Here is a 24,784-nt window from a genome sequence, read left to right as displayed (position 1 = left end):
TTAAATTTCCTCCGTTTCTAGCTGTCCTGATTTTATCATGGCATAGGCCTTTGCTTCAGGATATTTATCCCAATACCAATCGCGGTAACAGAAGGTTAGGTTTGCCATTTTATAAGGCATTTGGATTACTTTCTCTAATTTGAAGCCTAATCTCGTTACAAAAATGTGCATCGCGCGGCTTTCAACTGCTGCTTCACCGATACATTTGCCTACTTCGGGTTGTTCGAAAATGAAATCCATTAGGGCTTGCCCGGTTTCAAAACTGAATTTTTTGTCCTTATCCGTTGGGGCAATTAGTAAATGTGCGCCATAATCGGTCATCAATGCTTCATAACAGGCTCCAACACCATCGCGCATCGGCCAGTAAGGTTCGATCGTAAAAGTGGGTTCTCCGTTAATTTCACCGATAAAACTATGCGAAGCATCGTTAGGCAATAACGTTCTGTAAAATAATTCGAGGCCTTTAATCGGACCATCCATTTTCCAGATCGGTTTGGCATGCTCCTGGTTAAACCAATCGTGTACCATTTCTAAATCACGGTCGATATTGAAAGGACGGATATTGATCGTTACATTTTCTTTAGAGAAAAACCTGCTGTATAGCACATCTTTTGTTTGTGGTTTGATCAGGTTTTCGGAGAAGAAATACTTAGCCAATGGGTTCGGAAACTCGCGGTAAATAGCCGGGTTATCAATCGGTGCGCTGGCTTCGTCGATATTGCAAAGGTTGGTCAATAAATTGCCTTTTACTTCCCAGCTGCGGCAGTTGATGATATAGTCTACCAAACCGGTGGTATCGCTGTTCTCAAATTGTTTAAATTCAAGATAAAGCAGGTCGATCAGCGTTTTCTCATCTGCCAAACCATTGCTGGCAATGGCGTTAACCACACCCAAAATATTGTTGATGAGCAGATAATAGGTAAGCTTAGGGATAATATACTCATTCGGAACAATCGATCCGCTTTCTGCAGCAATTCCCGGATAAACGGCTTCTAGTGCTTCGGCTTTGGCATCGCTGAAGAAATAACCCTGGTTATCCCTGAAATAGAATTTGGCAGGATAAAAATCCTTATCCAGTTCCAGCATCACATTTTGTTGGTGAAATTCAAAAGCCATCCCAAAATTATTGTAAAGACCAACAATTGGTGCCACACAAAGGTGAAGGTATTGTTTAAACCAGTTTACCGCAGTATAGGCAACCGTTTTGTTTTTATTGATTGATGCTTCTTCGATAATATGTGCAATCCTAGGTTTTTGACCCAATAAACCATCCTGGCAGAGCGCAGCCAATAAGCTTACATTTTTCGCTGCATCTTCCCCTTTGAAAGGGTTATGCCTAACGCTGATGTTAAAACCATCGATGGTTTCGCCTTGATAGTTTACAGTGATAAATGCAGGATCGGTAATAAATTCAATCTCCGGAAATTCTGCCTTGGCTGCTTTGCCGTATGCTGTTTTCAACAATTTACTTACATCATAACCACGGTGAAGCTCTCTTACCAGATTAACCCTTTGCGAGTTGGTGATTTTTACATGTAAAGAAAACTTTAGCATCCAATCGCTTGCTGCATTGTAAACGGTTCTTACGGAAGAGGTTGGGGTATAAAATTCTCCAAAACAACCCAGGTAGAACAATAATTTTTCGTTCTCCATAGCTTGCACCGTTGGCAATGTGAGCAGATAATCGGCCTCCCAGGGGTGCATCGGTACCACTTTATGCTTAGGATGTTGATCCAATAAGGCAATTAAATCCTGATTTCCACTATCTAACAGCTCAATCCTGAAAAGATCAGTAACATCAAAGCCTTCTGCATTTTTCTCATTGATGTTATCGGCAGCAATTAAAAAATAAGCCAGCTGGAATTGTCCCTGTGTTTCTGGCGAAAATTTGAAAAGCTCCTCTTTATTGTTAAAACCCGATCGGCCTTTGGGTAGGGGATGGGCATTGTGACCTAAAAACAGCGATTGTTCGGTCTCAATAAAGTTCATTTTGGCGAAATTTACCGGCTTTCCGTTCTGCTTAAAATAAGTCAGGAATGATTCGAGATTCTCTACACTGTTGCTTAAACGTTCATTAACAATGGCAGCATCGGCATTGGGAAATTCTTCAGCACTGAACTGGATAGCCAGTTCCATAAAGCGGTAAATGCTGATCGGACTGATCGCATCTGTAGCGATATTGCGTTCGACTACCGGGAAATTAAATACATGCCGGCCGCTATCCGCATAAAATTTTAATGGTGTATATACTTCGAAGCCGATTGAACTGAAATCGAACCTGATGTGCAGGCGATCGGTAGTAGTAATCAGATAGTCGGCTAGTGGCGCATCATATTTAGGGATGCCAATGTAACGGCTCCAGTTATTGAATTCGCGGCAATAACTGTTTAGAAGTGCATTAAAGTTAGTTTCTTCTGAAATCTGCTGGAGCAAGGTTGAGTCTAACGTATTCATTTCCGTGTTTTTTAATGATTTTAATAATGTTTTCAATATCGCTAAGCGTAGTTAGCGGATTAAGTAGGGTAAACTTGAGGTAGAATTGCTGATTGATTTTGGTACCCGCAACCAGGGCTTTTCCTTCGTTAAACATGGCTTTTTTGATGTACTGGTTCATAGCGCAGACATTTAGAACCACATTTTTCGGACGGTAACGGAAAACCAGTGCACTGATATCCGATTCGTTCATCAGCTCAAAATCGCTATCTGCATGTAAACGGTCGGCTATCTGGGCTGCGGTTTCGATAATGGTGTCGAAATAACCTCCCAGTTTGTTCCTGCCCATCATCCTGAGTGTAAACCAAAGTTTTAATGCATCGAACCTGCGGGTGGTTTGTATCGATTTGTTTACCTGGTTTGGCAAACCATCTTCGTCATGGTCTTTTGGATTTAAATAGTCGGCGTGGTGGGTAATCAGGTTGAAATATTTTTTATCGTTCACTAAAAAACCACTGCTGCTTACCGGCTGGAAGAATGATTTGTGGTAATCAACCGTGACCGAATGCGCCAGCTCAATGCCATTGAGCAAACTACGGTATTTATCTGTCAATAGTAACCCACAACCATAAGCCGCATCGATATGGAACCAGGTATTGTACTTTTTACTGATGGAGGCAAGTTCTTTCAATGGGTCTACATTTCCGAAATCGGTTGTACCCGCTGTACCCACCACTGCAATAGGAATATTGCCCTGGGCGATTTCGCGTTTAATGGCATCTTCTAATAAAACCGTGTTCATCCTGAAACTACGGTCAGTTTTAATTTTGATCACCGATTTTTCGCCCAAACCAAGTAGCGAAGCATTTTTCTGGATACTGAAATGTGCCTTTTCCGAAACAAAAATCCTGAATTTTGAAGCTTCAGCAGGTAAACCGTTTAGTTTGATATTGTGGTTTAAAACGGTAATGGCATAATGATCGCGTGCCAATAAAAGGCCCATTAAATTGCTTTGGGTACCACCGCTGGTAAAAATGCCATCTGCTTTTTTGCTGTAACCGATCTGATCGCAGGTCCATTCGATCAATTTTTGTTCGATCAGTGTGCCTCCGGCACTTTGGTCCCAGGTATCGATCGATGAATTGATCGACGAAATCATCACCTCTGCGGCAACAGCCGGAATTACAATGGGACAGTTTAAGTGCGCAATGTAAGCCGGATGGTGGAAAGCAACCGCATGGTTGGTGTAAAGCTGTTCCACTTCTTTTAACAGCGAATCGTAATTGTCGTGTGTTTTTTCGAATTCCACTGCATCGAACAATAGCCTTAACTGGGCAGGCGTTATGCCACTGAATGGCTTTTGATTGTTGTGAAGGAATTTCTTTACCGCCTGGGTAACCTTGCCAACAGCGTGGAGATATTCTTCTTCATTTTCGTGGTGAAAGATTTCCTTTGTCGGACTTTCCGTGAGGAAATCTATAAGCTCATGTTTTTCGAGGTCTGATGCAAACATTTTTTTAATTTTTCAAAATTTAAGTTTAAAAGGCAATAAACGACCAGCTGTGGAGCCAGTATTGTATGAATAATTAGTTAGCAGAATGCTTTGAACTTAGTAACCGTTTTCAGCGAAATATTCTGGCGGCTAAGTTATGTCTTTATTTAGATTGATTAAAAATAATATTTAAAATATTTTTAACATATTGTTATTGAGTGCTTTATGAGTGTTTAATCAAACGTTTGAGCTTTCGGTTGGATGAAAAATTAATTTATTTTATTTGGATTTAATCTAAATTAATGATTGCTTTGCGAAAAAAAAATATCATTAATGAAGAATCTATACTTAATTGCAATCTTAATCTGTGGGTTTATCCTTACAGGCAAAGCACAGACCATAACCGGTAAAGTGCTGGGAGAAACTGCTCCTTTAGCCGGGGCAAATATTAAAGTGGAAGGAAAGGGCACCTCTGCTACAACAAATGCAGATGGTACTTTCGAATTAAAATTAACTGAAGGTGCTTACGTTTTACAGGTAAGTTATGTAGGCTATACCACTGTGCAACAAAAAGTTAACTTAGTTAAAAACCAAACGGTTAATCTAACCCTTAGCTTAAGCCCAACCTCAAATATGCAGGAAGTGGTTGTAGTATCATCACGTAAACCGACCAAAATCAGCGAGATACCAGGAACGGTTTGGGTGGTAGATGGCGCAAAAATCCAGGAGCAGGCAAGGGCAGGTATTCCTTTAAAGCAGACATTGGCCCAGTTGATCCCAAGTTTGGACGCAGGACCGGAAGGACGTACCAACTACGGACAGAACCAACGTGGAAGAGATGCCCTGGTAATGATTGATGGAGTATCGTTAAACAGTACGCGTGGTGTAAGCCGTCAGTTCGAATCCATCGATCCGTTTAACATCGAACGTATTGAGGTTTTATCTGGTGCAAGTGCTGTTTATGGCGGTGGTGCAACAGGTGGTATCATCAATATCATCACTAAAAAAGGTCAGGATAGTCAGCCGAGTTTTACCACGCAGGTTGGTGTTCGCAGCGGTTTGAAAGAAAAAAGCGACCATGATGTTCGTGTTGCACAAGCGATTTCGGGCGGTAGCAAAGATTGGAACGGACGTATTGGTATTGCTTTCCAGAAAAATAACGCAGCTTATGGCGCTGATGGAAAACAGATTTTTACCGATATCACGCAAACCGATTTACAATACAACCAATCGTTCGATTTCTTCGGAAGTACCGAATTTAAATTAACCGATTATCAAAAAATAACGGTAAATGGCCAGTACTATAATTCTGGTTACCGTGGAGATAAGGACTTGTTTTTAGGTGCAAATTATGGAGGATTGTTAGCTAATCCGGCGCTTTTAGAAATGAGAAACGGTTATTCATCTGATGTTGATCCAAAAACAAGCAGGGCTAATATCAATGCCAACTATCAGGCAAGTGAGATTTTAGGCGGACAAACGCTTTATGTGCAGGCAGCTGCCAGAAGTGAGCAATTCAGCTTTCACCCATTTCCTGGACAGGCTGCAATACCACAGCGACTTTACAGTGGTTCATCTATTCAAAACACGAACTACAGTGCATTAAAACTGGTTTTGAACAAAGACTGGAACAGGGTTAACCTTACTTATGGTGTAGATGCTGATAACGAAAACTTTAATGCTCAACAGGCCTTGTTCGATAGGGCAAAAGCCTTCGCTTCAGGCGGTTTAACCAACAGCACAATAGCCACAATTGCCCGTTATCCTAATTTCAGGGTAAATGGTTTATCTGGCTTTTTGCAAGCACAGGTTAAGGTAACCGACTTTTTGAGTCTATCGGGTGGTGTACGTCAGCAACGGATGTTTGTTAAAGTGGGCGATTTTGTGGGTACTACCGCTTCAGTGCCTTTGGCTTACGGTGTAGGTACAACAGCTACGCCTATTGCAGGTGGTAAAAACCATTATGATGTTAACCTGTTAAACGGTGGTTTGGTGATTAAAATCAATGCACCGCAACAGGTTTGGGTTAACTTTTCGCAAGGATTTAACTTAGCCGATCCGGCTAAATATTACGGACAGGGAAGCTACACTTTGGTAGGCACCAACTATAATTTAGGTAACTCTATCAATGTAGCAAGTTCTCCGTTAACAGGTATTAAAACAGAACAATATGAGGCAGGTTACCGTTACCGTACAGGCGTATTTAATGCACAGGTAGCTGGTTTTTATGCTTTATCTGATAAAAATGTGAAAACCAACAGCACTTTCAATATCGAAGTTTTTGACGAAAAAGTAAGAAATATCGGTTTGGAAGGTTCATTATCACTAAACCTGAGAAATGGTTTCGAAGCAGGTGCTAACGGTTTGTACATTAAGACACAGAAACAGAATACCGATGGTACCTGGGCTTTACAGGATGTAACTGTGGCTAGTCCATCTAAATTGGCAGGTTACCTGGGTTATAATGGTAAAGTATTTGGTTTGAAAGCACAAATTTTCCATTCATTCGATTCGAAAGATGATATTGGAACTGGCAGGGAAATAAAAGGTTATACCACTGTTGATTTATTGGGCTCGGTTAAAATATTTACCGGAAGTTTATCAATCGGTGTACAAAATCTGTTGAACAAAAACTACCAGACGATATGGAGCCAGCGTTCACAGTATCTGTATTCATCTTTAGCCAGACCAGAAACGTTTTACTATGCAGGCCGCGGCCGTACGTATAATTTAACGTATACGCTTAATTACTAAATGAATTCCTTGGTTGGTGTCTCACAAACCAATCCAGATGTTTATATCAAGTGGTCTGTGGGGACACAGACCACCGCGTTTAATTTTTATCGGTCGTCATTTCGAGCGAAGTGCAACGAAGTCGAGAAATCTATCTAGGCAGATCTCTCTATTCCGCTGTGCTCCAGTCGAGATGACGACCTTTTTTATTAAAATTGCAAGGAAAGATAATTTCCGAATATTTATGCCAGGTGGTCTGTGAGGATACAGACCACGGCATTTCTTGTTTATTTCTTTTTCAATTCTATCACCGTAATCTCCGGCCAGATACCGATCCTACCTGAAAAACCAAGGAAACCAAAGCCACGGTTCACATTTAAGTACCGGCCATTTTCGGTTTTAATACCAGCCCAATGTTTATAGCGGTATTTTACAGGACTCCATTTAATACCAAAAGCTTCGATGCCAAACTGCATACCATGTGTATGTCCGGCAAGGGATAGCTGGATTTTAGAAGGATAATTTTTTACCTGCGCATCCCAATGCGAAGGATCGTGTGATAAAAGGATCTTAAAATCGTTAACATCTGTATTTTGCAGCGCTTTATTCAAGTCGCCGCGCTCGCCAAAACCAATGCCCCAGTTTTCTATGCCTGCAAGGATAATTTTCTCGCCGTTTTTGTGCAGTTCTACATGTTCATCCAGCAAAAGTTTAAAGCCCAGTTCTTTGTGGTAAGCTTTTAACTGCTTTAAATTCTGTATTTTATCTTCTTCCGTTGGCCATTTAATATAATCGCCATAATCGTGGTTGCCAAGAACAGAAAACTGTCCGAAAGGCGCTTTAATCTGCGAGAAATGACCGATATAAGGCACAATTTCTGAGGAAGCATTATTCACGAGGTCTCCGGTGAAAACAAAAAGATCGCTTTTTTGTGCATTGATCATGTCGATACCTTTTTGTACTGCTTTAGGGTTGGTAAAACTGCCTGCGTGCACATCGGAAATCTGCGTGAGTGTAAAACCATCAAAAGCAGCAGGTAAATCGTCGAAGTACAACGTATGCTTAATTACCCGGTAGGCATATTTGCCCTGGGTAATGCCATAGGCAAACAAAGCTATGGTTAAACAGAACATTACAAAGGCAAAATCGACCCAATAACTGCTGCGACCCGAAATATGAAATCCACCGGGCTCAAAATTAGTGGCCAGGCCAATCAGTAAGCGGTAAATATCGTCAAGGAGCAGAAAAAAAGCAAAAACAATTTCTGCAACGAAAGTGATTAAAAAAGCGTGGCTAACGATTTGGAAAAAGCGGTTAACCCCTTGAATACGCATTTGCTGGATGGCGAAAAACAGCGCAAACGTTAAACCAACGATAAATACCCAGAAAACAGGACTTAATAAGCTGGATTGATTGAGTGTGCCCAGACCCGATAATACATAGGCGTTTAAGGCAAAAAATATAATTGCGACTATAATAAGTGGCAATAGATTGAGTTTTCTTCTCATTGTTAAAAATCTGTAATCAGAATATATATGGTAAAAATAGAATTTAAACGCCAATAATTGCCTACTGTTACGGTTGACCTTTATTTTTACGCTCGTTTGATTAAAGCAATTATCGTTATTATGCGTTATATTTATGAATATGATAGTATGTTGAATTAAAATCAACTTCCTGTTGCATATTTTATAATTTACTTTCTTTTATTAGCTTTGTGCGAATATGCTGTCCAAAAAAACAAAATATGCCATTAAAGCGCTTGTTGCGCTGGGTAAAAATTTAGATAAACCACCAATGCAGATTTCGAAAATTGCAGAGGAGGAGCATATCCCAAAAAAATTCCTGGAACAGATCCTTCTTGATCTGCGTAATGCCGGCTTTTTATACAGTAAAAAGGGTGCTGGCGGCGGCTACAGCCTAAACAAAAAACCTGAAGAAATTTTATTGGTGCACGTAATGCGTGTAACCGATGGCCCTATTGCCATGGTGCCGTGTGCAAGTTTAAACTTTTACCACAAATGTGATGAGTGTGTAGATGAAAAAACATGTGGCATAAGAAGCGCCTTTATTGATGTTAGGGATGCCACACTAAAGGTTTTAACCGAAACCAGCATCGCAGACGTAATCGGCAGGGAAGATACCCTGAAAATCGGTATCGTTAATTTATAATATTTTAAGAAACCTATCAGGTTTTTAAAACCTGATAGGTTTAAAAACAATACTTCCGCGTTAGGGATTGTAAGGGTTCAGTACCGATTTTTCATCGGTACCGGAGCGAAGCGCAGCCCTGAAAAGCCCGACCCTTGGGGAACGCCCAAATCAGTTAACAGTTATCGGTTGGCAGTTTAAGCTACATTATTTAAGAAATTTAATTCATAGATTTCTCGACTGCGTTGCACTTCGCTCGAAATGACGAAGTTGTGAAGGATTTAACAAGATATCGTAAAATTTTTCATAATAAATTACGACTATTCCTATATACTTTATATATTTGGCGTATGAACTTCAATTTTATACTTAACCAGTTAACCGCTAAGCAAATAATGTGCTGTTGTTGTAAAACGCAGTAACAGGAGCCTACAGATAATTTTAAGTATAAAATATGGAATGCTTCTCGGTAACAGGGAAGCATTTTTTGAATAAAGCTAACAACATATATGCAAAGTTTCAGAACAGAACTCGAAAATCCGATCGTCGAGCAGGACATCATCGATTTAGAGAACAAGATTAAAGCTTTTAGAGATGGAACCATCCACGACGAAAAGTTTAGGAGCCTTCGTTTGGCCCGTGGTGTTTACGGACAAAGGCAGCCAGGCGTACAAATGGTGCGTATTAAACTGCCATTTGGTAAGGTAACTTTTAAACAGTTATTGCGCATTGCCGATATAGCAGACGAATACGGAAGCGGTAACCTGCACTTAACCACGCGTCAGGATATCCAGATCCATTATGTGAGTTTAGATAGAACACCCGAGCTTTGGGCAAAACTGGAACAAGATGATATTACGCTGCGCGAAGCCTGCGGAAACACGGTACGTAATGTAACCGCTTCTCCAAATTCGGGCATCGATGCCGAAGAACCTTTTGATGTTTCGCCTTATGCACAGGCTGTATTTTTATACTTTTTGCGTAATCCAATCTGTCAGGAAATGGGCCGCAAAATTAAAATTTCATTTTCTTCGAGCGATAGGGATACCGCTTTCAGTTATATACACGATTTGGGGTTTATCCCAAAAATAAACGAGAAAGGCGAACGCGGATTTAAGGTTTTATTTGCAGGTGGTTTAGGTGCGCAACCTTTCCTTGCAAATTCGGTACATGAATTTTTGCCTGAAGATCAACTCATTCCTTTTACCGAATCGGTGCTGCGTGTGTTCGATCGTTATGGCGAACGCAGTAACCGTAACAAAGCACGTTTAAAATACCTGGTTCAGAAATTAGGCTTAGAAGAAGTATTGCGTTTGGTTGCCGAAGAGCGCATTGCCAATAAAGTAAAAGAATTTAAAATAGATCTTAATACCGTTCCACAGCCTACTTTGCCTTTAGAACAAGAGTACGCTGCGGTAGAAATATTAAACGAAACCCATTACAAACACTGGTTAGCTACCAATGTTATTGAGCAAAAACAGGCCGGATTTTATGGCGTTTATGTAAAAGTGCAGGTTGGCGATATTAAAACCAACAAAGCAAGGGCTTTTGTTGATGCCATCAGGTTATATGTTGCCGATGAGATCAGGATTACCCAAAACCAGGGTTTGTTATTAAAATTTGTGCGTAAAGAAGCATTGCCTTCATTATATGCAGCGCTAAATAAAATTGGTTTTACCACAGCTGGCTTTGATAGTTTGGCCGATATTACCACCTGTCCGGGTACGGATACCTGCAATTTGGGTATTTCGAACTCGATGACACTTGCTGAGGTTTTGGAGGACGTAATTTATACCGATTTCCCTGAATTTATCTACGAGAAAAACATCAAGATCAAAATCAGCGGTTGTATGAACTCCTGCGGTCAGCATGGTTTGGCCGAAATCGGTTTCCACGGAAGCTCGGTAAAGGCTGAAGGAAAAGTGGTTCCGGCGGTGCAGGTAATGCTGGGTGGTGGTACGGTTGGTAATGGCGTTGGCCGTGTTGCCGAACGTGTAATTAAAGTGCCATCGAAAAGGGCTACAAGTGTTTTACATTTCATTTTAAATGATTTTAAAGCCAATAACCTCGAAGATGAAAACTTCCACCAATATTATGATAGAAAAGGTAAAGACCATTTTTATCAGTTGTTAAAACCATTGGCCGATTTAACAAACCTGCAGACAGAAGAATTTGTGGATTGGGGCCATGTTGAAGAATTTGTAACTGCCATTGGTGTTGGCGAATGTGCCGGTGTAGTGATCGATTTAGTAGCTACTTTATTATTAGAGGCCGACGAAAAATTTGGTTGGGCGAAACAGAATTTAGATAAAGCAGCTTATGCCGATGCCATTTATCATACCTACAGCACTTTTGTGAGCGCAGCAAAATCTTTATTGTTGGATAAAGGCGTAAATAGCAGTACACAGGTTGGCGTGATCCGTGAGTTTGATAACCACTACGTAGAAACCGGCGAATTTAACCTACCTACCAATTTCTCAGACCTGGTTTTACAGATTAACAAAAATGAACCAACTGAAGAGTTTGCAAAGAAATATTTCGAAGAAGCCAATCAATTTTTAAATCAGATTAAAGCTAAAAGGAGCTTAGTAAACGCATAATATGGGAGAGCAGAGATTAAACGTGGAATCAAGAATTACCCTTTTAGGCGCAGGTCCGGGAGACCCGGATTTACTTACTTTAAAAGGTGTAAAGGCATTACAAACCGCAGATGTAGTATTGTATGATGCCTTAACCAACGAAACTTTATTAGAACATGCCCCTGAAGCCGCCATTAAGGTTTATGTAGGAAAACGTTCGGGCGAGCATTCTTACCCACAGGATACCATCAATAAATTAATGATCGATTACGCTTTAAATTATGGCCATGTGGTGCGTTTAAAAGGTGGCGATCCTTTTGTTTTTGGCAGGGGATACGAAGAACTTGATTATGCTGCATCGTATAGCATTCCGGTAAGCGTAATTCCGGGTATTTCGAGTTCTATCGGTGTACCGGGTTTGCAGCAGATTCCGGTCACACACCGAGGCATGAGCGAAAGTTTCTGGGTAATTACCGGAACTACTACTTCAGGAGAGGTATCGGCAGATATTTACCAGGCAGCACAATCGAACGCAACGGTAGTGGTGCTTATGGGGCTTAAAAAACTACCAAAAATCGTGGAGATTTTTAAAGCCGCAGGTAAACATCATTTACCAACAGCAGTGGTACAGAACGGATCGGCAGAAGATGAAAGACTGGTTGTTGGCGTAGTAGAAACCATAGAAAGTTTGGCGCAACAGGAAAATATTAAGGCCCCGGCTTTATTAATTTTTGGAGAAGTTGTATCATTACATCCATCATTTAAGAACTTAATTAAACAATATGCAAGTATTGCCTAACCAACCAGATAATGCATCGTCTTTTTCGGATGAAGAAAAAGGCAATCAGCTATTTCCAGTTTTTGTAAAGCTGAACAAGCTGCGTACATTATTAATTGGAGCAGGTAATATCGGGCTCGAAAAATTAACGGCGATTGTAAATAACAGCCATAGCGCTACCATTACCATCGTGGCAGAAATTGTTTCGCCCCAAGTTTATGCACTTATTGCAAATTATCCACAGATAAAGGTTAAACAGAAAAGTTTTGATATCAACGATTTGGATGATATCGACATTGTTTTTGCCGCAACCAATAACAATATCTTAAATGAAGAGATCAGGAGCGTTACGCATGAGCGTGGTTTACTGATTAATGTAGCCGATAAACCCGAACTCTGTGATTTCTATCTGGGATCCATCGTTCAAAAAGGCGATTTAAAGATTGCGATTTCTACCAACGGTAAATCGCCAACCATTGCCAAACGTTTAAAACAGATTTTAAACGAAGGTTTACCAGAAGAACTGGACGAAACACTACAGAATATGAGTGCTTTGCGCCAGACTTTAAACGGCGATTTTTCTGCAAAGGTTAAAAAACTCAATAAAGTTACCCAGAGTTTGATCAATCCTAAAAAAAGCTTTGCAGAACGCAACATTAAATGGCTGATTTGGGTTGCCGCGGTTTTACTGTTAGGAGCAATCGGTCTTTCCTTATGGAATACCGAACCAGAATTCCAGTCTTTTTTAATCAATATCGATCCTTTATTCTACTGGTTTTTAGGAGCAGGATTTTTATTTGCCTTAATTGATGGAGCAATCGGCATGTCGTACGGCGTTACCACAGCATCTTTTTCGCTGGCTATGGGTTTACCACCTGCATCGGCAAGTATGGCAATCCACATTTCAGAAGTAATGAGCAATGGTATTGCCGGCTGGATGCATTATCGTATGGGTAACGTAAACTGGAAGCTTTTTAAAATATTGATCCTTCCGGCAATTGTAGGTGCGGTATTAGGTGCCTATATTTTATCTTCATTAGAACATTATAGCAGTTATGTTAAACCGGTTGTAGCGGTTTATACCCTGTTTTTAGGGGCTGTCATTTTAATGAAGGCCTTTAACATCAAAAGGAAAAAAGCTGATCAGAAAATCAAGAAAATTGGTTTGCTGGGCTTTTTGGGCGGTTTTATCGATGCAGCCTTTGGTGGTGGCTGGGGATCGATCGTTTTATCGAGCTTAATTGCCGGTGGACGTCACCCTTTGTTTTCATTGGGAACCGTGAAAATCAGCCGTTTTTTTATTGCTACCCTAAGTTCACTTACCTTTTTTACCATGTTAGGCGGTAAACACTGGGAAGCTGTTGTGGGTTTAATTATCGGTAGTGCAATTGCATCGCCGATCGCCGCAAAAGTATCAAACAAAATTTCGGCAAAAACCATTATGGTGGCTGTTGGGATTATTGTAATGATTGTAAGCTTGCGCAGCGTGATTATGTTTATTTTAAAATAATTTAGTGATGGAGAACCTTGAGGAGATAAAGGCAGCACTGGCAGGTTTAAGTACAATTGATAAATTGAAGTTTTTGGCAGCCAAATATGCCGACCGTATTATATTTTCGACGAGTTTTGGTTGGGAAGACCAGGCCATAACCCATTTGATTTTTGCCAATAACATCCCGATTAAAGTTTTTACCTTAGAAACCGGACGCCTGTTCCCCGAAACCTATTACGTTTGGAACCGCACCCTCGAAATTTATAACAAACCGATCCATGCCTATTATCCGCAAAATGAGCTATTACAGGATATGGTAAATACCAAAGGCCCGAGCAGCTTTTACGAATCGGTAGAAAATAGAAAAGAATGCTGTTATATCCGTAAAATCGAACCTTTAAAAAGAGCATTAAAAGGCAACGAAATCTGGATCACAGGCATAAGGGCCGATCAAAGTACCAACCGGGAGGATATGCACGATTTAGAATGGGACGAAGGCAACCAAATGGTTAAATTCCATCCGATATTCGATTGGACTTTAGAAGATGTGAAAACCTACATCAAAGAAAACAACATTGTATACAATACGTTGCATGATAAGGGTTTCCCCAGCATAGGATGCGCACCATGTACAAGAGCAGTACAGCCAGGCGAAGATTTTAGGGCCGGAAGATGGTGGTGGGAAGACCAGAGCAAAAAAGAATGCGGATTACATGCTACAACTTAATGGTTGATGTAAGATGGAATAGGGAAGATGGATAATGGGAACTATGCATTTGAGCAGATGAACGGCAACCTTACAACATTCAAACCTTCCAACAATTTTTAACAAAACAACAATAACAACAAATATAATATTGAATGATCGGAACATTCCAACATTCAATATTTAAACATTTCAACAATTGTAATGAGTACATATAATTTTGATTATTTAGATGAACTGGAGGCTGAGGCGATTCACATTTTACGTGAAGTAGCTGGGCAGTTTGAAAAACCGGCCCTGCTATTTTCGGGGGGAAAAGATTCGATTACTTTAGTTCGTTTAGCAGAAAAAGCTTTCCGTCCGGGGAAATTTCCTTTTCCTTTGGTACACATAGACACCGGCCATAATTTTGAGGAAACCATCACTTACCGTGATCAGATGGTCGAAAGAATCGGCGAAAAACTAATTGTGGGCTCGGTCCAGGAATCGATAGATCAGGGTAAAGTGGTAGAGCAAACCGGTAAAAACGCCAGTAGAAATGCTTTACAAACCGTAACCTTGCTCGATACTATTGCAAAATACAGCTTCGATGCCTGTATTGGCGGTGCCCGCAGGGATGAAGAAAAGGCAAGGGCCAAAGAACGTATTTTCTCTGTAAGGGATGAATTCGGTCAGTGGGATCCAAAACGCCAGCGCCCGGAGCTTTGGAACATTTACAACGGTAAGATCCATAAAGGAGAAAATATCCGTGTGTTCCCGATCAGTAACTGGACAGAACTTGATGTTTGGAATTATATCCGCAGGGAGAAAATTGATCTGCCAAGTATTTATTTCTCGCACGAACGCGATTGCATTACCAGAAATGGACAATTGATGGCCGCTTCTCCGTTTTTAAATATGGATGATGAAGATGTTGTTGAGCGTAAGCAGGTGCGTTTCCGTACAGTTGGCGATATGTCGTGCACAGCTGCGGTAGAATCTGATGCATTTTTGATCGACGATATTATTTCAGAAATCAGTGCCTCTAAAATTTCAGAACGTGGCGCCCGTATGGACGATAAAGTTTCTGAAGCCGCAATGGAGGACAGAAAAAAGGGTGGGTATTTTTAGGGAGTATCAAGTGGTTAGTATCAAGTATCAAGATTTGACAATCAACCTTAATACAGATACTTTATATTGGTACCATTAATTAGTAATAGAGTTCTTAGGTCACATTTAGGTCTTGATACTTGATACTATTATCTTAATTCTATAAATAAAATGAACATATTAAAATTTTTCACAGCAGGCAGCGTAGATGATGGTAAAAGTACCTTGATCGGCCGTTTGTTATACGATACAGATTCTATTTTGGCCGATCAGTTAGAAGCTTTGCAGAGTTCTAACCGCAAAAACGACGACGGATCAATAGATTTGGCTATTCTTACTGATGGTTTAAGGGCTGAGCGCGAGCAGGGTATCACCATTGATGTAGCCTATAAATACTTTCAAACGGAGAAACGTAAATTCATTATAGCCGATACCCCTGGGCATATTCAGTACACCAGAAACATGGTTACAGGTGCTTCTACAGCGAATTTGGCTATTATTTTGATCGATGCCCGTAATGGTGTGGTTGAGCAGACCATCCGCCATTCGTATATTGTTTCTTTATTGGGCATAAAACATGTGGTGGTGTGTATCAACAAAATGGATATGGTTGATTATAGCGAAACCGTTTATAGTTCTATCATCGAGAAATACAAAATCCTAGCCCAGCAATTAAAACTAGCTGATATCACTTATATTCCTGTGAGTGCTTTAAAGGGCGACAATGTGGTACAGGCTTCCGAAAATATGGACTGGTATGAAGGTGAAAGCTTATTACATTTCTTAGAAAAAGTAGATACCGATCATTTAGACCGTTCGCAACTGGCACGTATGCCAGTGCAATGGGTGGTAAGACCACAAACAGATGAACTGCACGATTATCGCGGTTATGCTGGCCGTGTGCTAAGCGGAATCTTTAATTTAAATGATAAAGTTACCGTTCTTCCATCAGGAGCAAGCTCTACTGTAGAAAAAATCGATTTTTTTGATCAGACACTTGATGCTGCACACGCTGGTCAGTCGGTGATTATCCATTTAAAAGATGATGTAGATATCAGCCGTGGCGATACCATTGTAAATGCTTCGGCATTGCCACAGGAAACAAAACTGATTGAGGCCGATCTTTGCTGGATGGATACCCGTGCATTGGATACTTCTATCATGTACAACATTCAGCATAACAGCAAGATCACTAAGTGTAAAATCAGTGAAATTCTGCACAAAGTTGATATCAATACACTCGAGAAACATGCTGCAGATGAATTTAAATTGAATGATATCGGTCGCGTAATTGTTAAAACTGCTGATGCTTTGGCATTTGATTTATACGATGATAACCGCGCAAATGGTTCTGCCATTTTGGTTGATACCCGTACCAATTTAACTGTTGGAGCCTTAATGTTTAGGGCAGCTGTGGAGTAAAATGGAAAATGGATAATGGATAATGTAAGATGGATGATGGGAATCTTCAACTATCATCCTAAAATCTTACAATCCTGAAAATCTTAATAATAATGAAAACTTTGGGATAAAACTAAAGTGAAAGCAATTTCAACGGGATATCGGATAACGGTTTCCCGTTTTTCCGTATGGGTCGGTATCTCATCGACCGGCGCAACAAGTTTCTCTCATCCTAATTGATCGAGGGGACAAAAAATGAATAATTTAATTATGTAAGCTTATGGAAATAATTAAAATCAATCATCTTCTTCGTATATTGTACATACAACCTAATTAGAAACCATATGAAAAGAAATCTTTTATACCTCGTTTTTGCTGCTGTTCCATTTGTTTTTGCCTGTAACCAATCAGAGAAAAAGGCCGATACCGCAAAAAAAGATTCCGTTATCAATCAAAGCTGTTATGCTGCTTTTTTTGAGAAAGATAGTGCTGCAATGATTGTGAAGACCATGTCTTCGGGTAAAGTAACAGGATCGCTATTGGTGAAGTATGCCGATAAGCCACAGAATAATGGAAAGATAACTGGGAAGTTTAATGGTGATACCTTATTGGTTGATTATCGCTTTAATACTGGTAAAGATACCACCAAGGCATTTACCAACCCATTGGCATTTTTAAAGAAAGACGGGAAATTGATTATGGGCGTTGCGCAGATTGAAACTACTTTGGGCCGATCGTATTTTGTTAAAGGCAAACCCATTAATTATGAAGCTGGTAAGTTTACTTTTTCAGAAGTGAATTGTAAATATTAAGATACTGGTCTTAGCGTCCTGCTAAGGCCTAATTTATACTCCATAATTATTTTTGCCACGGATGCACAGAAAATGCGGAGACGTTTTTTCTCAACTTGTCATTCTGAACGCAGTGAAGGATCTTTAATTAACAGATACTTCTGAATAATTTTATATAAACCCACGGTATATTTATTTGAATGAGATTATTGAGAATTATTATCCTGTCAGCTTTTTTACTCCCATTTAATATTTTTGGACAAGAGGCTTCATCGAGATTGGATTCCAATTGGCTGAAATTAATGGGACCAATTAAGGCCAGATGTGAAACTATAAATAGCCTGATTAAACAATTGTATAAAATTAAAGAAATTCCTGCTAAGGAGTTAAATAGCTTAGCGGTTTTATCTGACAGTCTTTATGCCAGTGTGCAAATTAAGTGGAAGAAAGATAGCACAGCAATTAACTTATTAAATAATCAGAATAATGGGCTCACGATAGCCTTAAGTAACGTTTACGTTTTTTTTGAATCATCTGTGAAGGCATCTAAAAATAAAAAGATATTGGATATGATATACAGAATAGAGGCTTATGGAAATAGAATTTATCTTGCAAAGATAGAATACAACGAAGCATGTAGAGATTTAAACAGAATGGATTTGAAATTTGGCGATTTAAGTGAAGGTCCCCCAAAAGTAGAATTCTAATTAATGACTTTAATTTCTCTTACTGGTGTTAACGCTCCGATAAGATCTATTTGGCACCGTTGATTGTTTTTGCCGTAGAGGTACAGAAAACATGGATATATTTTTACTTGCTCCCCGTCATCCTGTCCCGGTTTTATATCGGGATCAGGATCCATCATGCTAATCTCTAATCTTGTCATCCTGAACACAGTGAAGGATCTTTTTTTAAGCTAAAAACTACTCTGAAGCAGATTCTTCACTACGTTCAGAATGACAGCTAAAAAAAAATTTAAAATAAATTACTACTATTCCCATAGACTTTATATATTTGTGTAATTAAACAAACGTATAACGAGCATAAATTTTCTGTTATGATTTTGAATAAAGTAGAAAAAGCGAACATTGAACCAAAAATTACTTTAATAGGTGCTGGTCCTGGCGATCCGGATTTATTTAGTTTAAAAGGTGTAAAAGCATTAAAAACAGCAGATGTTGTTTTATACGATGCAAATGTGAACGAAGCTTTATTGTGTCATGCGCCAGATGGTATTCCGAAAGTTTATGTGGGCAAACGTTCTGATGATGAATCATTCTCACAGGATGCAGTAAACAAGTTGATCATTGATTATGCTTTAAATTACGGTCATGTGGTACGTTTAAAAAGCGGCGATCCGTTTTTCTTCGCAAAAGGATACGAGGAAATTGATGCGGCAGAATCGTACAGCATTCCAACCGAAATTATCCCGGGTATTTCGAGTGCAACCGGCGCGCCAAGCCTACAAAAGATTCCGATGATTTATAAAGACCTAAGCGAAAGTTTCTGGGCAGTAACCGGAACCAATAGTAGAGGCGAAATTTCTGAGGATCTATATATTGCTGCAAAAACTAAAGCTACCATCGTAGTTTTAAACGGCATTGAAAAGGTAAAAGAAATTGCTGCTATTTTTCAGGCAGAAAATAAAAACCTGTTACCAGTAGCGGTAATCCAAAATGGTTCTACCCCACAGGAGAAAATTGCAATAGGTATTGTAGATACCATTGCCGAAATTGTTGAAGATAAAAGAATTGATGCACCTGCGCTATTGGTTTTTGGCGATGTGGTTTCACTTCATCCACAATTTCAACCCATCCGCGACTTTTACGAAATCATCGCAGAAGAGTACTAGATATTTTTAAACCAAAAATATATTTGTTTTGTTGTTAAAAACCGCTTATGGATTTAAGCGGTTTTTTCGTTTTTTACCCTGAAGGGTTTCCCGAATTGTCATCCTGAGCTTGTCGAAGGACTTTCATTAACTATTGATATTTTGTTCCCGCAGATTTAAGATGATTAACGCAGAAGATATGTTTTTGCATTTTGCAGGAACCAACGTTGTTTTTAAGCCTGATAGCAGCGGAAAACCCGAAGGTGAGGCACGAATCGAGGCTTTGTAGCGAATAGCAGGGCTGCCAACCGCCACAAAGAACTGAACATTCACTTTTTAATAAAAAGAGCTAAGTAATTTGTTAGAATTAGATCTCTCCATTCCGCATTGCTTCAGTCGAGTTGACGATTTTTCCTGTAAAATAATCAACTAAAAATATAATTTCCATTATTTGCAAAGCTCAAAACAATTAGTAACTTACTTGAGTTATCTACACCAAATAGTTGATGGAAATTATACATATAAGCGCCGAGTGTTACCCTGTTGCAAAAGTTGGTGGTTTAGCCGATGTGGTAGGGGCCTTACCAAAATATCAGAATAAGCTGGGCCACATTGCCAAAGTGGTGGTGCCGGCATACGACACAAAATTTATCCGCGAAAGCGAATTCGAGGTTACTTACGATGCCTGGACAAACTATGGCAATCACCATTTTCAATACCGTATTTTAAAAGAGAAAACCAATAAACTGGGCTTCGATTTGTATGTAATCCATATTCAGGGTTTAACCGATCGCCCAAATGTATATGGTTATAATGACGATACGGAACGTTTTGTAGCTTTCCAGATTGCTACACTTGATTGGATTGTACAGTGGGAACATCGTCCGGATGTAATCCACTGTCATGATCACCATACCGGTTTAATACCCTTTATGGTGGCCAATTGTATTAAATATAAACCGATTAGTAGCGTTCCGAGTGTATTAACCATCCATAATGCACAGTACCAGGGACAGTTTGGCTGGGATAAATTATATTACCTGCCTGCCTTCGACTTATGGAAAGGTGGATTGCTGGGATGGGACGATGCGATAAATCCACTGGCCTCTGCCATTAAGTGTGCCTGGAAAGTAACCACGGTTTCGCCAACCTATCTGGAAGAAATGATGGGCAATGCCCGTGGACTGGAAAGTTTATTAAGACAGGAGCGCTGGAAATCAGTTGGTATTTTGAATGGTATCGACAATGAAGTATGGGATCCGGAAACCGACCCCATGCTTGGCAAAAATTACAATCTAAAAACCGTAGAAGCCGGAAAACTGGCAAACAAAACAGCACTCTGCAATGTTTTTCAACTAGATGCCTCTAAACCCCTGTTCACTTTTATCGGTAGATTAGTTGATGAAAAGGGAGCTGATATTCTGCCAGATATTTTTTATACCGCTTTAGAACAACATGGCGACAATATCAATATACTGGTTTTAGGATCCGGTGATAATTGGGTTGAAGGACGTTTAAACCAACTGAAAGATGTTTTTGGTGGTAAATACAATGCTTATATCGGTTATAACGAACAGGTTTCGCACGAGATGTATGCCGGAGCAGATTTCCTGATTATGCCATCGAGGGTTGAACCGTGTGGTTTAAACCAGCTTTATGCCTTGCGTTATGGAACGGTTCCGATTGTACGCAGGGTTGGTGGATTGAGGGATACCGTGATTGATATTGGCGATAATGGTTTTGGTATTTGCCACGACCAAACCAGCATTTGGGATGTTACACACTCGATTAACCGTGCAGTTGAATTTTACAATGATAAAAAAGCCTTTAAAGCTGTGAGAAAAACCATGATGAAAATAGACCATTCGTGGGACAGGGCAGCCTTGAATTATATAGAATTATACCAAAATTTAAAATAAGCTTAAACATGACTGACAAAGTTTTAGGCGTTATCCTTGGCGGTGGCCAGGGCTCTAGATTATCGCCACTAACACAAACACGTTCTAAACCGGCAGTTCCGATTGCTGGTAAATACCGCTTGGTAGACATTCCAATTTCGAACTGCCTCAATTCAGGTATCCACCGTATGTTTGTGTTAACACAGTTTAATTCGGCATCCCTAAACAAACACATTAAAAACACTTATCACTTTAGCCACTTTAGTACAGCTTTTGTTGATATTCTGGCGGCCGAACAAACCGTACAGAACTCTGGTTGGTTTCAAGGTACAGCAGATGCGGTCCGTCAGTGCATGCATCACATTGTTTCGCATGAGTTCGATTACATCCTAATCTTATCGGGCGACCAGTTGTACCAGATGGATTTTAAAGATATGATCGAAAAGCATATCGAAGCCAATGCAGAAATTACCATCGCTACCATTCCGGTAACGGCAAAAGATGCAACTGATTTTGGTATTTTAAAGGCTGATGATGAAAACATGATTACTTCATTTATCGAGAAACCTAAAACAGGTTTGGAAGATTGGATTTCGGATACGGGTGAAGAAATGCAGGGCGAAGGACGTAATTACCTGGCCTCAATGGGTATTTATGTTTTCAACCGCGAATACCTGATCAATATCTTAAACGAGAATGAAGATGAAAAGGATTTTGGTAAGGAAATTTTACCAAGGGCTATTACACAAAGCAGGGTTTTAAGCTTCCAATACGAAGGCTATTGGACCGATATCGGTAACATTTCATCTTTCTTTGAAGCCAATTTAGGCTTAACAGATGAAATCCCTAAATTTAATATGTTTGATAGCAACCATGCCATTTTTACCAGAGCGAGGATGTTGCCGCCGTCAAAAATTTCGGGTACTACTTTGGACAAAACCATTATTGCCGAAGGCTGTATTATCCAGGCCAGCAAGGTAGAACATGCTGTTTTAGGGATCAGATCGAGGATTGGAAAAGATACGGTAATTACCAATGCCTATATTATGGGCAGTGATAGGTACCAGACTTTGGAAGAGATACAGGATGAAAACAGCAAAGGCAATTCGCTGATCGGTATTGGCGACCGTTGTTATATTAATAATGCCATTATCGATAAAAACTGCCGCATTGGGAACGATGTAAAAATTAATGGCGGTGACCATTTAGAAGATGGCGATTTTGAACTTTATGCCGTTAAAGATGGTATTGTAGTCATAAAAAAAGGCGCTGTTGTACCTAGCGGAACAGTGATTTAGTAAATATTTGTCATCCCCAAAATACCGTCATTTCGAGCGAAGTGCAACGAAGTCGAGAAATCTATCGAGATAGATCTCCCGAATGTTCGGGACTTTGCTTCAGTCAAGATGACTACTTTAAATTCTAGACCTTATAGGTTTCAAAAACCTATAAGGTCTTTTTGCTTTTAGGTCTTTTTCGTTTTCTACCCAACATTTTGCCCCTGAACTTGTTTGTAAAATAAACGAAAAAATAGCTTATGGCCGAACAACACCTTTATCAAACAGGAATTATAGGAAATTGCGCTTTCATCGCACACGTAAATAAAAATACCGATATATCATGGCTTTGCTGGCCACGTTTCGATAGTCCGTTTGTTTTTGGTAGTTTATTGGATAAGAAAAAAGGAGGGGAGTTTTCAATCCTGCCGCAGGGTGAATTTACCTCAAACCAATATTATATCGAAAATACGAATGTTTTAAGGACCGAAATTACCGCTGAAGACGGAAAATACCGTATAACCGATTTTGCGCCGCGTTTTCACCTGTACGAACGCTATTTTAAGCCTTTAATGTTCATCAGAAAGATCGAGCCTTTAGAGGGGAATCCGCGTATTACCATAAAATGTGAGCCGGTTTGCGATTATGGAAAAGCCAAAATGAAATCGAGCAGGGGCAGCAACCACATTGATTATCTGGGCTGTGATGAAAATATCCGCTTAAGCACCAATGTATCGCTTACCTATATCATCGATGAAAAGGCATTTGTACTGAACGAAGCCAAATATCTCATCATGACTTACGGTCAAAACCTTGAAGCCCCGGTGGTAAGTACAGCCGAAAACTTTTTACGTGAAACAATTGCTTATTGGCGGTTATGGATTAAACACTCTTCAATTGCAGGTTTTTACCAACCTTTTGTAATCCGCTCGGCCCTGGTTTTAAAAATCCATCAATACGAAGATACGGGTGCAATCATCGCAGCGAGTACCACCAGTTTGCCCGAATCGCCGGGAAGTACACGTAATTGGGATTACCGTTATTGTTGGTTGCGCGATTCGCACTATGTGCTCACTTCGTTAAACCACATTGGGCATTTTGAAGAAATGGAGAAGTACTTTAATTACCTTTCTGATATTTCGCATGCGGAAGATACGCGTTACCAGCCTTTGTATGGCATTGCTGGCGAGAGGGAAATTACCGAACGTACTTTGGATCACCTGGAAGGTTATAAAGGCGAAAAACCGATTAGGATCGGGAACCAGGCTTACGAGCATATTCAGAATGATATTTACGGTCAGGTTTTAATTTCGATGTTGCCACTTTATACTGATCACCGTTTTGTATTTTCTGAACGCAGCGATTCGGTAAAATGGATAGAAAGTGTGTTGTCTAAAATTGAACGGACCATTGATGAAAAGGATGCAGGTATCTGGGAATTCAGGAATATTGCCAACGTGCATTGTTATAGTAATCTGTTCCAGTGGGCAGGTGCACAGGCCGCTTTAAAAATGGCCAAAACAATAGGTAATGAAGATTTTGAAAAACGTGCACAGGTTTTAATTGATAAGGCTGCTGCACATATCGAAGCCTGTTACGATCCGGAAAGAAAAGTATATACCAATGCTGTAGGAAGTGAGCATTTAGATGCAAGTACTTTGCAATTGATTATGATGAATTATCTTGATCCTGCCTCAGATCGTGCTAAAGACCATTTAATTGCTTTGGAAAAGGAATTGAAAACAGAAGACGGACTGTTTTACCGTTACCTGCATGCCGATGATTTTGGAAAACCGAAAACCACGTTTTTAATCTGTGCTTTCTGGTATGTAGAAGCCTTAGCCTGTGTAGGCAGAACCGATGAGGCGATTAAAGAATTTGAAAACATCATTAAATATTGCAACCACCTGCTTTTGTTCAGTGAGGATGTTGATGCAAAAACCGGTAGTCAGTGGGGTAATTTTCCGCAGGCTTATAGTCATGTAGGTTTAATGAATGCCGCTTACCGCATTGCGATTAAACTGGATAGACCAATATTTTTGTAAAGATGGTGGATTACAAATCTACAGTTCGAGGGTCGGGATTGCAAATCCCGACCAACTAAACTACTTCTATCGGTCGGTGTCACACCGA

General features: G+C 40.0%; 17 protein-coding genes. 14 read left to right on the top strand and 3 right to left on the bottom strand.

What is annotated here, in order from left to right; translation table 11 throughout:
• Both B2V92_RS05900 and B2V92_RS05895 read right to left on the bottom strand, forming a co-directional pair.
• Positions 1 to 2,454, bottom strand: a complete 2,454-nt coding sequence (locus B2V92_RS05900; protein WP_293305686.1) for a GNAT family N-acetyltransferase — start codon at positions 2,452 to 2,454, stop codon at positions 1 to 3.
• Positions 2,405 to 3,946, bottom strand: coding sequence for a pyridoxal phosphate-dependent decarboxylase family protein (locus B2V92_RS05895; RefSeq protein ID WP_293305684.1), 1,542 nt, complete (start codon positions 3,944 to 3,946; stop codon positions 2,405 to 2,407). Before B2V92_RS05895 ends, B2V92_RS05900 begins: the two co-directional genes overlap by 50 nt.
• 312 nt (positions 3,947 to 4,258) lie before the next feature.
• On the opposite strand from B2V92_RS05895, the gene B2V92_RS05890 reads away from it, so the two are divergent.
• Positions 4,259 to 6,679, top strand: coding sequence for a TonB-dependent receptor (locus tag B2V92_RS05890; RefSeq protein ID WP_293305682.1), 2,421 nt, complete (start codon positions 4,259 to 4,261; stop codon positions 6,677 to 6,679).
• A 266-nt stretch (positions 6,680 to 6,945) separates the two neighbouring features.
• On the opposite strand, the gene B2V92_RS05885 is transcribed toward B2V92_RS05890, so the two are convergent.
• On the bottom strand, positions 6,946 to 8,166 hold the full coding sequence (locus tag B2V92_RS05885) for a metallophosphoesterase (RefSeq protein ID WP_293305680.1): 1,221 nt from the start codon (positions 8,164 to 8,166) through the stop codon (positions 6,946 to 6,948).
• Positions 8,167 to 8,383: 217 nt separating this feature from the next.
• On the opposite strand from B2V92_RS05885, the gene B2V92_RS05880 reads away from it, so the two are divergent.
• The 13 genes from B2V92_RS05880 (at position 8,384) to B2V92_RS05820 (ending at position 24,696) form a co-directional block, all read left to right on the top strand.
• Positions 8,384 to 8,830 (top strand): RrF2 family transcriptional regulator, encoded by a 447-nt coding sequence (locus tag B2V92_RS05880; protein ID WP_025142985.1) that lies wholly within the window; start codon positions 8,384 to 8,386, stop codon positions 8,828 to 8,830.
• A 488-nt stretch (positions 8,831 to 9,318) separates the two neighbouring features.
• Entirely contained in the window at positions 9,319 to 11,409 is a 2,091-nt protein-coding gene (locus B2V92_RS05875) for a nitrite reductase (RefSeq protein ID WP_293305677.1), read from the top strand.
• Position 11,410: 1 nt separating this feature from the next.
• Positions 11,411 to 12,187 carry a uroporphyrinogen-III C-methyltransferase gene (gene cobA, locus B2V92_RS05870; RefSeq protein ID WP_293305674.1) on the top strand — a complete coding sequence of 259 codons (777 nt, stop codon included), beginning with the start codon at positions 11,411 to 11,413 and terminating at the stop codon, positions 12,185 to 12,187.
• Positions 12,171 to 13,676, top strand: a complete 1,506-nt coding sequence (locus B2V92_RS05865; protein ID WP_293305671.1) for a TSUP family transporter — start codon at positions 12,171 to 12,173, stop codon at positions 13,674 to 13,676. Before cobA (B2V92_RS05870) ends, B2V92_RS05865 begins: the two co-directional genes overlap by 17 nt.
• Before the next feature lie 7 nt (positions 13,677 to 13,683).
• Complete coding sequence (locus B2V92_RS05860; RefSeq protein WP_293305669.1) at positions 13,684 to 14,385, top strand: phosphoadenylyl-sulfate reductase; 702 nt, start codon at positions 13,684 to 13,686, stop codon at positions 14,383 to 14,385.
• A gap of 183 nt (positions 14,386 to 14,568) precedes the next feature.
• A complete protein-coding gene (gene cysD, locus B2V92_RS05855) occupies positions 14,569 to 15,474 on the top strand; it encodes a sulfate adenylyltransferase subunit CysD (protein ID WP_293305666.1) in 906 nt (301 codons plus the stop codon).
• Between the two features lie 150 nt (positions 15,475 to 15,624).
• Positions 15,625 to 16,875 (top strand): sulfate adenylyltransferase subunit 1, encoded by a 1,251-nt coding sequence (locus tag B2V92_RS05850; RefSeq protein ID WP_293305664.1) that lies wholly within the window; start codon positions 15,625 to 15,627, stop codon positions 16,873 to 16,875.
• Between the two features lie 323 nt (positions 16,876 to 17,198).
• A complete protein-coding gene (locus tag B2V92_RS05845) occupies positions 17,199 to 17,666 on the top strand; it encodes a hypothetical protein (RefSeq protein ID WP_293305662.1) in 468 nt (155 codons plus the stop codon).
• 179 nt (positions 17,667 to 17,845) lie between these two features.
• Positions 17,846 to 18,352, top strand: coding sequence for a hypothetical protein (locus B2V92_RS05840; protein ID WP_293305660.1), 507 nt, complete (start codon positions 17,846 to 17,848; stop codon positions 18,350 to 18,352).
• 350 nt (positions 18,353 to 18,702) lie between these two features.
• Positions 18,703 to 19,497 (top strand): uroporphyrinogen-III C-methyltransferase, encoded by a 795-nt coding sequence (cobA, locus tag B2V92_RS05835; RefSeq protein ID WP_293305657.1) that lies wholly within the window; start codon positions 18,703 to 18,705, stop codon positions 19,495 to 19,497.
• Between the two features lie 485 nt (positions 19,498 to 19,982).
• A complete protein-coding gene (locus B2V92_RS05830) occupies positions 19,983 to 21,395 on the top strand; it encodes a glycogen synthase (protein WP_293305654.1) in 1,413 nt (470 codons plus the stop codon).
• A gap of 8 nt (positions 21,396 to 21,403) precedes the next feature.
• Complete coding sequence (locus tag B2V92_RS05825; protein WP_293305652.1) at positions 21,404 to 22,672, top strand: glucose-1-phosphate adenylyltransferase; 1,269 nt, start codon at positions 21,404 to 21,406, stop codon at positions 22,670 to 22,672.
• Between the two features lie 239 nt (positions 22,673 to 22,911).
• Positions 22,912 to 24,696 (top strand): glycoside hydrolase family 15 protein, encoded by a 1,785-nt coding sequence (locus tag B2V92_RS05820; protein ID WP_293305650.1) that lies wholly within the window; start codon positions 22,912 to 22,914, stop codon positions 24,694 to 24,696.
• Positions 24,697 to 24,784 lie beyond the last annotated feature (88 nt).

The sequence above is a fragment of the Pedobacter sp. UBA5917 genome (assembly GCF_002432345.1).
Taxonomy (GTDB): Bacteria; Bacteroidota; Bacteroidia; order Sphingobacteriales; family Sphingobacteriaceae; genus Pedobacter.
Note: the sequence above shows the minus strand (reverse complement) of the source record. Positions and strands in the feature narration are given on the sequence as shown.

What these genes read in the sequence shown, in the direction of transcription:
- cysD (WP_293305666.1), top strand. Translation starts at nt 14,569, where the DNA reads ATGAGTACATATAATTTTGATTATTTAGATGAACTGGAGGCTGAGGCG.
- cobA (WP_293305657.1), top strand. Translation starts at nt 18,703, where the DNA reads ATGATTTTGAATAAAGTAGAAAAAGCGAACATTGAACCAAAAATTACT.
- B2V92_RS05875 (WP_293305677.1), top strand. Translation starts at nt 9,319, where the DNA reads ATGCAAAGTTTCAGAACAGAACTCGAAAATCCGATCGTCGAGCAGGAC.
- B2V92_RS05840 (WP_293305660.1), top strand. Translation starts at nt 17,846, where the DNA reads ATGAGATTATTGAGAATTATTATCCTGTCAGCTTTTTTACTCCCATTT.
- B2V92_RS05880 (WP_025142985.1), top strand. Translation starts at nt 8,384, where the DNA reads ATGCTGTCCAAAAAAACAAAATATGCCATTAAAGCGCTTGTTGCGCTG.
- B2V92_RS05860 (WP_293305669.1), top strand. Translation starts at nt 13,684, where the DNA reads ATGGAGAACCTTGAGGAGATAAAGGCAGCACTGGCAGGTTTAAGTACA.
- B2V92_RS05890 (WP_293305682.1), top strand. Translation starts at nt 4,259, where the DNA reads ATGAAGAATCTATACTTAATTGCAATCTTAATCTGTGGGTTTATCCTT.
- B2V92_RS05830 (WP_293305654.1), top strand. Translation starts at nt 19,983, where the DNA reads ATGGAAATTATACATATAAGCGCCGAGTGTTACCCTGTTGCAAAAGTT.
- B2V92_RS05865 (WP_293305671.1), top strand. Translation starts at nt 12,171, where the DNA reads ATGCAAGTATTGCCTAACCAACCAGATAATGCATCGTCTTTTTCGGAT.
- B2V92_RS05820 (WP_293305650.1), top strand. Translation starts at nt 22,912, where the DNA reads ATGGCCGAACAACACCTTTATCAAACAGGAATTATAGGAAATTGCGCT.
- B2V92_RS05900 (WP_293305686.1), bottom strand. Translation starts at nt 2,454, where the DNA reads ATGAATACGTTAGACTCAACCTTGCTCCAGCAGATTTCAGAAGAAACT.
- B2V92_RS05845 (WP_293305662.1), top strand. Translation starts at nt 17,199, where the DNA reads ATGAAAAGAAATCTTTTATACCTCGTTTTTGCTGCTGTTCCATTTGTT.
- B2V92_RS05850 (WP_293305664.1), top strand. Translation starts at nt 15,625, where the DNA reads ATGAACATATTAAAATTTTTCACAGCAGGCAGCGTAGATGATGGTAAA.
- cobA (WP_293305674.1), top strand. Translation starts at nt 11,411, where the DNA reads ATGGGAGAGCAGAGATTAAACGTGGAATCAAGAATTACCCTTTTAGGC.
- B2V92_RS05895 (WP_293305684.1), bottom strand. Translation starts at nt 3,946, where the DNA reads ATGTTTGCATCAGACCTCGAAAAACATGAGCTTATAGATTTCCTCACG.
- B2V92_RS05825 (WP_293305652.1), top strand. Translation starts at nt 21,404, where the DNA reads ATGACTGACAAAGTTTTAGGCGTTATCCTTGGCGGTGGCCAGGGCTCT.
- B2V92_RS05885 (WP_293305680.1), bottom strand. Translation starts at nt 8,166, where the DNA reads ATGAGAAGAAAACTCAATCTATTGCCACTTATTATAGTCGCAATTATA.